Annotated in this window: 6 protein-coding genes; all 6 read left to right on the top strand. The window is 43.9% G+C overall.

Translation table 11 applies throughout. The annotated features are described in order from the left end of the window. Nucleotides 1–18: 18 nt before the first annotated feature. The 6 genes from I3248_RS08495 (at nucleotide 19) to I3248_RS08470 (ending at nucleotide 12,566) form a co-directional block, all read left to right on the top strand. Nucleotides 19–687, top strand: a complete 669-nt coding sequence (locus I3248_RS08495; protein WP_238063296.1) for a hypothetical protein — start codon at nucleotides 19–21, stop codon at nucleotides 685–687. Between the two features lie 118 nt (nucleotides 688–805). Continuing rightward, nucleotides 806–2,815: a hypothetical protein gene (locus I3248_RS08490; protein WP_238063295.1), complete on the top strand. Its 2,010-nt coding sequence runs from the start codon at nucleotides 806–808 to the stop codon at nucleotides 2,813–2,815. Between the two features lie 255 nt (nucleotides 2,816–3,070). Continuing rightward, nucleotides 3,071–9,277 carry a DNA repair ATPase gene (locus I3248_RS08485; RefSeq protein WP_238063294.1) on the top strand — a complete coding sequence of 2,069 codons (6,207 nt, stop codon included), beginning with the start codon at nucleotides 3,071–3,073 and terminating at the stop codon, nucleotides 9,275–9,277. Between the two features lie 80 nt (nucleotides 9,278–9,357). Then, a complete protein-coding gene (locus tag I3248_RS08480; RefSeq protein WP_075106903.1) occupies nucleotides 9,358–9,519 on the top strand; it encodes a DUF2256 domain-containing protein in 162 nt (53 codons plus the stop codon). 147 nt (nucleotides 9,520–9,666) lie between these two features. Further along, on the top strand, nucleotides 9,667–9,822 hold the full coding sequence (locus I3248_RS08475) for a DUF2256 domain-containing protein (protein ID WP_238063293.1): 156 nt from the start codon (nucleotides 9,667–9,669) through the stop codon (nucleotides 9,820–9,822). 80 nt (nucleotides 9,823–9,902) lie between these two features. Beyond that, entirely contained in the window at nucleotides 9,903–12,566 is a 2,664-nt protein-coding gene (locus I3248_RS08470; RefSeq protein WP_238063292.1) for a TrlF family AAA-like ATPase, read from the top strand. Nucleotides 12,567–12,954 lie beyond the last annotated feature (388 nt).

The following is a 12,954-nucleotide window of genomic DNA, read 5'->3' as shown; positions in this document are numbered from 1 at the left end:
AAAGGGAGAGGAGATGTCATGCAAGAGGCTTTTTTAGTATTTATTACTAATATCAGTTTATATCCCACGATTATTTTTACGGGGCTTGTGATGTTTGTGACCTTGTATTGGGTCGTCTCTTTGCTTGGTCTGGCAGATATGGATAGCGTCGATCTTGGGGATGTAGGCGGTGACGTAGGTGGTGAGGCAGATGTCTCAAACCTATCTTCAACGGGGTTTTTTACCGGTCTTATGCTCAAGTTTGGCCTTTATGGTGTTCCTCTTATCATCATACTCAGTCTCATAAGCTTAATCGGTTGGCTACTAAGCTATCTATACACCAGCTTTTTGCACCAAAACGTTGACTCAGGCATTTTGTATTATGTATTTGGTACAGGGGCACTGGTCTTTGTTTTGGTGATATCGATGTGGCTAACTGGTCTTATTATCTCGCCAATTCGTAAAAATATCGCCAAAATCCCTAAACGCAATGCTTCTAGTAATATCAGCAAAATCGCTGTGGTGCGTACGCTGAGCGTGACTGACAAGCATGGAGAGGCAGTACTCAATGATGGCGGCGCAGGCTTGATACTCAAGATTCGCTCAGATATGAGTGACAATCAGTTAAAACAAGGCGATAAAGTCGTGTTGGTAGCGTATTTAGATGATGCCAACACTTACCGAGTCACGCCTGTTGAAGACAAATAATGCTCATCAAAGATATTGGTCAGTAAATGGTGGCTTAATAACAGATAAAAAATAAGCATTTAGTAAATAGAGCAAGGGTTTTAAATTCGCTTGGAATGTTTTAATTAAAGGAATGGATATGGACAAACTCATTATCGTCGGCGTGGTTGTGGTGCTGGCGTTTGTTTTTATGATGGTCGCACTTTTGATGCTCAAAGCCTTTTATGTGAAGGTTGAGCAAGGCAAAGCACTCATTATCAACGGGGTGAGTAAAATCGCCGTGCGCTTTGATGGCGGGTTTGTTTGGCCTGTCATCAACAAAAAAGAGCTGATGAAAATCTCGCTGATCACCTTAGAGGTGGACAGACGCGGTAAAGAAGGCTTGATTTGCGCGGATAACATGCGTGCCGATATCACAGTCGCATTTTATCTGCGAGTGAATGAAACCGAAGAGGACGTCCTCAAAGTTGCCAAATCCGTTGGCGTAGAGAGAGCGTCTGATAAAGTCGCGGTCAATGAGCTATTCAATGCCAAGTTTTCTGAAGCGTTAAAGACGGTCGGTAAGCAGATTGATTTTGTCAAACTGTTCGAAAACCGCAGTCAGTTCCGTGACAGTATCGTCCAAGAAATCGGTAACGATCTGAACGGTTATGTCTTAGAAGATGTGGCGATTGACTATCTAGAGCAAACGCCAAAAGTATCGTTGGACTCCAGCAATATCCTAGATGCTGAGGGTATCAAAAAGATCACTCAGCTCACGGCTTTTCAAAATGTCATTACCAATGAGCTTGAGCGTGACGAAGAGCTAGCGGTTAAGAAAAAGAACGTCGAAACCCGAGAGGCAATGCTGGAGCTAGAGCGTCAACAAGCCGATGCCGAAGCCAAACAAAAGCGTGAAATCTCATCAGTCATCGCTCGTGAAACCGCTGAAACTCGCAAGATTGAAGAAGAAGAACGCAAAAAGTCAGAAACCGCCATCATCATGGTAGAGCAAGATGTGGCGATTCAGCGTGAGAATCAGCAACGCGAAATCGAAGTGGCGGGTCAGAACCGTCTGCGCGCTGTGGTCATCGAAGAAGAAAAAGTCACGCGTGCTCGCGATCTAGAAATTGTCTCGCGTGAGCGTGAAGTTGACTTACAAAAGATCGAAGCTGAGCGCGCGATTGAGCTTGAGAAAAAAGAAATCGCCAACGTCATTCGTGAGCGTATCGCGGTCGACAAAACCGTGGCGCAAGAAGAAGAACGTATCAAAGAAGTTCGTGAAGTCAGCGAAGCGGATCGCTCTAAGCAAACACGCGTACTGGCGGCGGAAGCAGATGCTGAAGAGCTCAAAGTGCGCCAGGTGAAAAAAGCCGAAGCTGAAGAGCTGTCAGCGAAGCATAAAGCCGTCGAGATTACCACGCTTGCCAATGCCAATCTGGAAGCCTCTGCGAAAGATGCCGAAGCAAAAATCAAGATGGCAGAAGGTATCAAAGCAGAAGAGTCAGCGCACGGCTTTGCTGAAGCCGCGATTCAAGAAGCCAAATCAGTATCGCTTGAAAAAGAAGGTATTGCGAGAGCCAATGTCATCAAAGCGACGGGACAGGCTCAGGCTCAAACAGACCGTGAAAAAGGCATGGCTGAAGCCGAAGTTATCGCGGCTCGCGGTGAGTCTAATGCCAAAGCCGAACGTGATGTCGGTATGGCCAATGCTGAAGTTATCGCCGCTCGCGGTGAGTCAAACGCCAAGGCCGAGCGTGACGTTGGACTGGCAAAAGCCGAAGTCACTCGTGCGCACTTCCAAGCTGAAGCAGATGGTCTGGTCGAGAAGTTCAACGCCATGGGCAGCATGAGTAAAGAGGCTCGTGAGCACGAGGAGTTCCGTATGGGGCTTGAGACCGCGCTACAAGAAGCGATGGCTTCTATTGATGCAGGTAAAGAGATTGCCAAAGAAAACGCCGAAGTCTTGGCAGTAGCCTTACAAAAAGCCAAAATCGATATCGTCGGCGGTGAAGCGCATTTCTTTGATAACTTTGCCAAATCATTGTCTATCGGTAAAGCCATTGATGGTCTAGCGGGTAAGTCAGACACGTTAAGCGGTATCATCAATGGGGTCATGGCGAACCAAGTCATGAAAGCGAACCAGTCAAATGATGACAGAACTGCTTAAGTGATGTGCGACTGGTATACATGTCAGTATTTATAAGTACGTTGCATTTATAAGCATGCTGTCATTTAGGTCGCAGCGTGCTAGCTATGACTCATTCGCGCTAAGCGTGTTAAAGCGCGATAGCCAACTCATTGTTTATGATGAGTTGGCTAATCTAAAAAATCAGTAGAAGTGATGCGATTTTTTAGATTAGCCAAGCGCTTCTTTACCTTCAATGATTCCTTATTGCCAAAATATAGAAATGGACGAGCAACGATGGCGGACACGCAAAACCAAACCAATTCAGATAGCAACAGTGATCCTAACGCGAACCAAGCAACTCAAACCGATCAGGCAGTGGCCGCCGGTAATGCTTATGAGCTCATCAAAAAACGCTTGACAGAGCAAGGTAGCCGTCTAGAGCAACTGACCGCCAAACTAAATGCTGCACGCCTGACGGAGTTCGGCAGTACTCAGATGCAGGTGATCGCTCGCACGCGCATCCGTACCGAGCATAACTGTGTGGCGCAGGATATGGTGCAAGTTGGCGACTATCTGCTGTTTGGCTATAACGTATTTATGGGGCTAAAGCGCGCTAGCAATGTCAAGGATGTATTGTCGCTATATCGCTTGATAGACCCTGCTGATAAAGGCGACAGCGATGAGAGTCCGCAGGGCAATGTTGGTGGTGATAGTGCAGAACAAGAGTATCAGCTCGAAGAGGTCGATTTAAAAGGCACTTTTTTAGATCAAGATGCTTTTGTACAAGACTTCAATGAGCTCTATCGCTATTACAAGCAAACACGCCTGATTCAGCTAACCGTGAAAGACAGCAAGCTGCTCATGGCGTTCCAAATCGGTGAGCGCATCACCGATATTCGCGTGTTTCGTTTTGCATTAGATTTTAGCCAAGGCACACCAGAGGCGGCGCAAGTGGCTTATGTCGACAATCGCGGTGAGCGCGATATTGAGCTACCACCTGCTTATGATTTTGAGTGGATAGAGACCACGCGTGAGCAGATGATCAATGGCAAATATCCGCACATGAATATCTTGGACACGATATTTGTGGAAACGGTTGGCGGCGATTTGACCATCAAGATTGAGGACAACACCCAGTCAGGGAATGGTATCTATAGCGAGCCTGTTAATGACCGTACCCAGTCGCTCACCGATGCTGAAATTGCTTATGCCAAAGTCGGTAGCTTAATCCTCCTCAAAATATTGCCTTACCGCGAGGACAGTTATCGTTACTTTGTTTATAACACCTTGACCGAAGCGGTGCTGCGTTTGGATGCGATTGGCCAGTCCTGCGTACAGTTGCCCGAAGATCACGGCATTATATTTCCGGGTGGGTATTATCTACAGACGGGCGAGTATAAGCTGTTCGATGCCAATAGTGTCGGTGCCAAAAACCTAAAGTTTAAGCGCAAGATTATCTCGACAAATGGTGAAGACGTTCTCTTCTTATTTTATGACAGAGAGTTGGGCATCACGGGATTATTCCCTTATAATCTGATCAAAAAACAGCTGGCAAACCCGATTTATTGTAATGGTATGGCCTTGGCAGACAATGGTCGCTTGGTGCTGTTTAGCGACCAAAGCGAGCCGTCGCGCATTCATCCGATGCAGATATGGCACACCCCTTACGCCTCGCCTGAGTATGTGAGCGAATTGCCTGAAAGCACGAGCTTCTATGGCAAAATCGGCAACAAAGAGCTAGTGCGCGGTATCTCAGATCTTTATAGCATTACCCGCCTAATCGACAATCAAAGCGTGTCGCAAAAACTCTATGAAGAGCTGTCGGACAATACCAGTCGCCTCTTTGATAGCTACTACTGGCTGTCTGAGCCTGAGCTGAGCGACGTCGCCAGTAGTATTAAAGAAGTGACGGCGACCGCTGAGATGGTCATTGATGAGTTTGCCAAAGTACAAAGTATCCAAAAGCAAACCCAAACCGCGCTTGCCGATGCCGAATCTCAGCAAAATGAGATTTTGCGGCTGATACGGGTCACGACGTTTGAGTCTGCCAGTGACTATGTCGATCAGCTGTCGGCATTAAGACGACAAAAAGGTCGTTTGGTTAGCCTAGAGGATTTGCGTTATTTAGACAGCGATAAATTAGAAGCGTTACAAGCGCAGCTAGAAGAAGCAGAAAGCGATCTTGCCGAAAAAACCGTACTGTTTTTAAGCGGTGATAAAGCGCTATCAAGCTACGAAGGGATATTGGTCGATGTCAGTGAGCGCTTAAACACGGCGGAGACCAATGCTGAATTAAAGCCAGTGCTGGATAAAATTGACGATACGGCGCAAGGGTTAGATTTATTGACCGAGCTGCTCGGTACGTTGGATGTTGCTGATGCCACGGTACGCACCCAAATCATCGATGACATCTCGACTATTTATGCTAGCCTCAACCAGAGCAAAGCCAAGCTCAATCATAAACGCAAAAACTTAGGATCGGCTGAAGCGGTCGCGCAATTTGGCGCGCAGTTTAAGCTGTTCGGACAATCGATTGCCAATGCTTTATCCATTGCCAATACGCCTGAGAAATCAGATGAGCAAATGGCAAAGCTACTCGTGCAGTTAGAGGAATTAGAAAGCCAGTTCGCGGATCCTGAGACCAATAGCGGCGATCAGTTTTTAGCCGATATCATCAGTAAACGTGAAGAGATTTACGAAACTTTTGAAAATCATAAGCAGCAACTGCTTGATGCCCGCAATCGCAAAGCGCAAAACCTAGGCGATGGCGCGCTGCGGATGCTTGAGAGTATTAAAAAGCGCACGCAAAGCACAGGCGTCACGGGCTTTACCGAGGAAGAAGCGCTCAATACGTACTTTGCGTCAGATGGTCTGGTGCAAAAAGTCCGCAACATCGCAAAAGAGTTACAGGCGATGGGCTTTAGCGTCAAAGCCGATGACATTGATGCGCGCCTAAAAGCCATTCAGGTTGAAAGCTATAAGAGTCTAAAAGACAAATCGGACTTATTCGAAGATGGCGGTCAGATCATCAAGCTTGGCAAGCATCGCTTTTCGGTCAACACCCAACCGCTAGACTTAACCTTACTCAGTCGTCAGCAATCAGATGGCACGCGTGTGCTCAATTTGCATCTGACGGGCACTGACTATTATGAAGTACTTAACAACGCTGAGTTAAATGCTTTACGTCCGTATTGGGAGATGAATATCGCCTCCGAGTCCGACAAGGTATACCGCGCCGAGTACTTGGCCTATAGCATCATCGAGAGTGCCAAAAATAGTCAAGACGGTCTGACCGAAACGCGTCTCTACCAAGCATACGACGAAACCGTCATTACTTTGGACGTCAATGGTGATATTGATAATGACAGTCCGCTGGCAAAACTGGTCAAAGCCTACGCAACCCCGCGCTATCAGCTTGGGTTTGACAAAGGCATTCATGACCATGATGCCACGCTACTATTGATGCAGATACTACCGACCTTGCGTGAGGCCGGGCTACTGATTTATACCCCGCAAGTCCGCGCACTGGCGCAATTATTCTATTGGCAGTTAAATATCGTACAAGCGCTGGGTTTAGACAGCCTACGTCAATTTGGCTACGACAATTGGCTGAACGAATCTGTGCTGACTCGCGCGAGCAACTGGACGGATAGAGCGGCGACCGCCGAGCAGTTGCGCCGTGCCCTTGGTAGCGACACTGCCAAATCCTTACTGGTCGAGGATATGAGCCAAGTGATGCACCGTTTTGTCACAGCCTATCGTGACGAACGTATTGGTAGTAGTCATGATGCTAAGCAGCCATCAGGCGCTGCATTGGAGTCAGAGTCAGACTCAACGACCAGCGATATTCATAATACCAATATCTTTAAACCTAGCTACGTGCAGCTGGCTTGCGAATATTTAGTCAGTGTCATGGGTCAGTCAGCAGAACCAAATGCCGCCGCATATAACACAATAAACTGGCAAACCAGTAGGCAGGCCGAGCAGCTGTGTGAGCAGCTAAGCCAAACGCTGAGTAGCTCGCCCGTCAGTATGCAAAATACGGCCAGTTTTGCGCAGCTACAGTCCTCAATTGGTAAGCTGGGTTTCCAACCCAAATCAGCCTACGAGCTACTAGCCACATGGTTTCATGCACTGCTTGATAAGACTTACAGTAATAGTGAGTCGGCTAACGTAGCAGATGATGGCCTGAATGAGGCAGGCGAGGCGCTCAGTGAAGCGCAGCTGGCTGAACGTCAAGAAAAAGAGGCACTACGCAAGCAGCAGCTAGAAAGCGGTCGTCATTATGTGCCTGAGGCGATTGCCGTTTTACTTACCCAGTTAAATGATGCTCAGCGTGAAGCCTTGGTACAACGACTCATTGATTCGGGCGCGAGTTTTGATAAAGGCGGCGCGCATAAAGGCACAGCTAATGCCGCTTCCACCTTGTCGTTCTCCTCACCTTCAGCGTCATCATCAACGTCACTGACCAGTATCAATAACCCGCTTAATCAAGTGCAAAGCTTTGCGCGTCACACGGGCAAGGTATCGCTTGAGATACAAGTCAATAATCTACTGGGTGAGCATTCGCGTATTCATCAGCAGAGCCTAACCTTCGCCGTTGATGACTTTTTAAACCGTTTACATCACCATGACACCCAAGTGATTCCTGCCTATCGACGTTATCTGGCGATGCGCTCAGAGATATTACACGCGTCAAAAGAAACCTTGCGACTGGACGAATTTATGCCGCGTCCTTTGTCTTCATTTGTGCGTAACCGTCTGATTAACGAGAGCTACCTACCGCTTATCGGCGATAACCTTGCCAAACAGATGGGCACGGTCGGCGAGGATAAGCGGACGGATTTGATGGGTATCCTCATGATGATATCGCCACCAGGGTATGGTAAAACCACCTTGATGGAGTATGTGGCCAATCGTCTTGGCCTGATCTTTATGAAGATTAACTGTCCATCACTCGGTCATGACGTCACCTCATTAGACCCAGAAAAAGCCCCAAATGCCACAGCAAGAGAAGAGCTGAATAAAATAAATTTAGCCTTTGAGATGGGTAACAACGTCATGCTGTATCTTGATGATATTCAGCATACGCACGCGGAATTTTTGCAGAAGTTCATCTCACTCGGCGATGGGACGCGCCGTATCGATGGCGTCTGGCAAGGCAAGACCAAAACTTATGACATGCGCGGCAAAAAGTTCTGCGTGGTCATGGCGGGTAACCCTTATACCGAGAGCGGCGAAGCCTTTAAAGTGCCTGACATGCTCGCCAACCGTGCCGATATCTACAACTTAGGCGACATCATGAGCGGTATGGAAGACGTCTTTGCCCTCAGTTATATCGAAAACGCACTCACTTCTAATAGTGTCCTCGCGCCACTGGCAAACCGTGACCTAAGCGATGTGCATCGCCTGATTAAAATGGCTAAAACGGACAATGCCAACCTCGCCCAAGCGCAAAGTAGCGATCTAACCTATCCGTATAGCACCTCAGAGATTAATGAGATTGTCGCCATCTTGCGTCATATGTTTGCCGTGCAAGCAGTCATTTTGGATGTCAACCAAGCCTATATCGCCTCCGCCTCGCAAGATGATAAGTATCGTGTCGAGCCAATATTTAAGCTACAAGGCAGTTATCGTAATATGAATAAGATGACCGAAAAGCTGTCGGCGGTCATGAATGAGAGTGAGCTAAACCAGCTGATAGACGATCACTATCTGGGCGAGTCGCAGCTATTGACCCAAGGCGCAGAAAGCAACTTGCTCAAGCTTGGCGAGATGCGCGGTACCTTAACTGAGGCAGAAAAAGAACGTTGGGCGCAAATCAAAGCCGACTTCTTACGTAATAAAGCCATGGGCGGCGAAGACGGCGATACAGGCGCGCGTATCGTCGCGCAGTTGGTCGACTTGGCGAGTGGCTTCAATGCCATCAGTCGTCAGTTTGAGACGTACTTAACCAAAAACGATCCAGAGCAAATCGCGCGCTTACGAGAGGTGGAGCGCCAAACTCAGTTAGAGACTCAGATAGAGGCGCAATTAGCCTCACAAAAAATCCTCGCCGATAGCGTGATTAACAATGCCAAAGTCGTCAGCGATAGTATCGATAATGGCTTTGAGAAAAGCGTGAGCCAATTGCTACAAATATATAAGCATGACCACAAAGCCGAGGGCGAGTACCTCAAGCAAAACCAGGACGCGCAAAAAGCGCTGATGGTGCAGCTGGTCGATGCCGTGGAGCAACTGGCACACAATATGGCGGATAGCTTGTCTCGTAGTTTAGCCGAAAGCCTGATTAAAAATGATGATAGTAAAGCCACAGGTAGCGATGCGCCTGATATCCATGAGCAGACCACACTGATGGCAAATGCCCTCAAGCAGGCGCTGGCACCACTGACGATGCGCATGGATGAGAAGCTCGCGATTGATAGTAGTACTGATCAATCTGGTAAGCTGATCGTCAACAGTCTCAATCGCCTAAATAAAATATTTGACGATTATGACTAGTCACTGTGACTAATAGCAATGATACGTAGTAGGCTATAGTGACACGTGACTGATGTCGTAAATAAACCAATGAGAAATGTATGGCGCACAAAAAAAAGAACGTCCGAAAAAAACTCTGTCCCGTCTGTGAGCGTGAGTTTAGTTGGACTAAAAAGCTGGATAAAAACTGGGAGAGCATGGTCTACTGCTCAGACCAATGCCGTCGAATCAAGAAGTATGAGGGCGTAGAGCATCAAAAGTAAGATGATACCAAACGCCAAAAATACGATTAGCTGTGTCAAAATCGCTTAGCCTACAATGCGTAGTACTGGCGCTCTTTTTCCTTGCTACTCTAATTTTTGTGTATGGTATGGATAATTCATAGGTCGAATAGATAAGGTAGGGCAGTTATGGCACATAAAAAAGTAAACTTACCGCAAAAAACCTGCCCCGTCTGCCAGCGTCCGTTTACGTGGCGCAAGAAGTGGGAGAAAGACTGGGAGCAGGTGGTGTATTGTTCTGAGCGGTGTCGGCGGGGGAAGGATTTGAAAGAATTAAGAGTTTAAAAATACTTAATAACACTTTATAAAATTTAAATTTTTTGTTTTAGTGCTTAACTATGAGCTAGTTACTAAAGGGGAATGGAATGAATCCAAATAAAAATGTTTACACTAAAGCAAGTTTTTTTAAATGTGCCCTACAGGTTAATCCATTCAGTTATATCGAATACCGAGGCCAAGAGCAGCAACTTTCTGAAAGTGAATACAATAACCAGTTACTCAGCGCTGCCCTTGAAGCGGACATAAAGATAATTGGTCTTGCTGATCATGGTTCCGTAGATGGGTTTGATGCAATAAAAGAACTTTTCTCGCAAAACAATATTGTTGTATTTCCGGGATTCGAAATTGCATCAAGTGAGAAAGTTCATTTTGTATGCTTATTTGATGAATCCACAACTTCAACCCAGCTTACAATGTATTTAGGTGGTTTGAAAGTTGATTTAGATAATACTGCTGCTCCAGTAGAGTTAGCCTCTAGTGAAATTATAAAGTATGTTAATGATCAAGGTGGCTTTGTTTTTGCAGCTCACTGTACAAATGATGACGGTGTCCTGAAAAAACGTATGAACAATATTTGGTTAAATCCACACTTATTGGCTGCACAAATTCCTGGTTCTATCGAAGATTTGAAAGGAGTTGAAAGCGACTTCTATCGAAGAGTTATACTAAATAAAGATCCAAACTATGAAAGAGAAAGGAAAATATCAGTAATAAACTCTGCAGATGTGTCTACTCCAGAAGATATTAAAAAAATTGGAGCTTCATGCTTGATAAAAATGACTAAGCCATGCTTTTCATCTTTTAAACAAGCTTTTTTAGATGCAGGATCAAGAGTTCGTTTGCACTCAGACTTTACTGTGACTTATGCGTCTGCAATTGAAAAAATAAAATTTGTAGGTGGCTATTTAGATGAGGTGGATATAGAGTTATCAGATCATCTAAATGCTGTTATAGGAGGTAGGGGAACTGGTAAGTCAACATTGATTGAATGTATTAGATTCGCGCTCAATTTAGAACCATTTGGTCTTGAAGCTAAAAGACAGCATGAATCAATTATAAAAAGTAACTTAGGTAGTGAAAAGGGTATTGTTGAGGTAACAATCCGTTCTGCAGCAATGCATGGTCGCAGGTTTGTAATAAGCAGAAGGTATGGAGATGATGCTATTGTAACTGATGACCAAGGGAATATCTCGCCTCATTACCCTAGAGATCTATTACCAAATATTGAGCTATATGGTCAAAATGAAATTTATGATATGACTAGAAAAGAAAGTAGTAGAACACAACTGATAAAAAGGTTTTTAAAAGATTCCTATGAACAATTTGATGAAGATATAGCCAAATGTTTAGAAAAACTTAAAGATAATAGAGAATCTATTATTCGTGTTTTTCGACAAAAAGACGATATTGAGCAAGAAGTCGAGAAGTTACCAAAATTAAAAGATCGGGTCGAACAGTACAAAAAATTTGGTATTGACGATAAGCTTGAGATTATTCCAAAGTTAGAAAAAGAAAAACAGATTAATAGTCGTATTTCAGCTGAAATTGAATTGGTTGAGAGCTCCCTTGGTCTATTCAAAGAAAATATAAAAGGTATTGATTATTTAAGTGATGATGTAATAAGTCAATTACCTCATTCGAAAATTTTCGAGAGTCAACGTGGTATTGTGAATGCACTAAACATATCGTTACTAGAGTATATAGAAAAACAGGAAATTAGTATTAAAGATTCCCGTATTCAGATAGAGGCATTGGAAGATGAATTAGTTGTCAAGATAAATGAAGAAGACGAACAACTAAAGAAGACCTTTAAAGGTATTCCCTCATCTCATGGTAAGAGTGGTAGCCAAATTGGGGTTGAGTATCAAGATTTGTTAACACAAATTGAGAAAATCCAACCTAAACAGGAAGAATATTCAGAGATTGAACATACTATTAAAAATTTATATTCAAGACGTCAAAAGCTATTACTTGAACTAAGTCAGCTGTCAAGTTTAAGAGCAAGTGCTATGCAAAAACTAGTGAAAAGACTGACAAATAAATTATCTAAAAAAGTACAGCTAAAGCTAGTCTCAGAAGGAGATCGACAGGCTTTAGTAGATTTTCTAAATAAATGTAATCTTGATAAAATAGGTGAAAGGCGACTTGAATGGGTTAAAGACCAAGAATTTTCGCCAGCAAATTTAGCCGCTACTATACGCAAGGGTGAACAGGAATTAAAAAATAAATTTAGTATTGTAGATTCTATAGTTCGTGCCTTTGGCCTTTTGCCAGAATCTAAACTATTAGAGTTAGAGGAGTTTATAATCCCTGACACTATGTCAATTGATCTTAATGTAACACATGATGAAGAAGAACAACCAATCTATCGTTCAATTGAAGATCTATCGACTGGTCAGCAATGTACAGCAGTTCTCCATCTTCTATTACTAGAAAATAATGATCCTCTAATTCTTGATCAACCGGAGGATAATTTGGACAATGCATTTATTGCAGATCGCATTGTCCATGAAGTACGTGATGCTAAGCTAACGCGACAATTTTTATTCGCAACTCATAATGCAAATATTCCAGTTTTTGGAGATGCTGAATGGATTGGGGTACTTAGTGTTGAGGAAAATAAAGGTAAAATCTTAACTGAGCAACAAGGTGCTATCGACGTACCCACAGTCCAAAAGCTTGCAGCCAAAATATTAGAAGGAGGTGAAACAGCTTTTAATATACGTAGAGAGAAATATGGTTTTAGTTAAAATAGAAATATATTTTTTATAGTTCAAGATAAAATTTTGAATTAAAAATACAATATTAAATATTAATAAATAAATTTTATCGTTAGAATTTATTAAATTAAAATTTTCTTCTACCAATAGAAGAAAAGATTTTTTATATTCTAGGAGATTGATATAAATAATGAAAAATATTTTTAGTTGGCCAGTTATAGTATCAATCTTAACAGTATTTTTCTATTGGTATGGTTATTGGTTTAGAGACGGATATATCGGCTTTTTTGGGCATGATATTCAAGCATATGACATACCTGTTCAGCATTTGGTAATCTCAGGTTTTCTTAGATCTGCAGATGTATTAGACCTCTTGCAAAAGTCATAGTTTAAGCTCGGAATTAATGATACCAGCAAA

Origin of the sequence: Psychrobacter sp. Ps3, from assembly GCF_022129275.1 — a bacterium.
Lineage (GTDB): Bacteria > Pseudomonadota > Gammaproteobacteria > Pseudomonadales > Moraxellaceae > Psychrobacter > Psychrobacter submarinus.
This window is presented reverse-complemented; position numbering and strand designations above follow the sequence as displayed.

Bases quoted from the DNA above. Each gene is read 5' to 3' on its own strand.
- I3248_RS08495 (WP_238063296.1), top strand. From the start codon at position 19: ATGCAAGAGGCTTTTTTAGTATTTATTACTAATATCAGTTTATATCCC.
- I3248_RS08490 (WP_238063295.1), top strand. From the start codon at position 806: ATGGACAAACTCATTATCGTCGGCGTGGTTGTGGTGCTGGCGTTTGTT.
- I3248_RS08485 (WP_238063294.1), top strand. From the start codon at position 3,071: ATGGCGGACACGCAAAACCAAACCAATTCAGATAGCAACAGTGATCCT.
- I3248_RS08480 (WP_075106903.1), top strand. From the start codon at position 9,358: ATGGCGCACAAAAAAAAGAACGTCCGAAAAAAACTCTGTCCCGTCTGT.
- I3248_RS08475 (WP_238063293.1), top strand. From the start codon at position 9,667: ATGGCACATAAAAAAGTAAACTTACCGCAAAAAACCTGCCCCGTCTGC.
- I3248_RS08470 (WP_238063292.1), top strand. From the start codon at position 9,903: ATGAATCCAAATAAAAATGTTTACACTAAAGCAAGTTTTTTTAAATGT.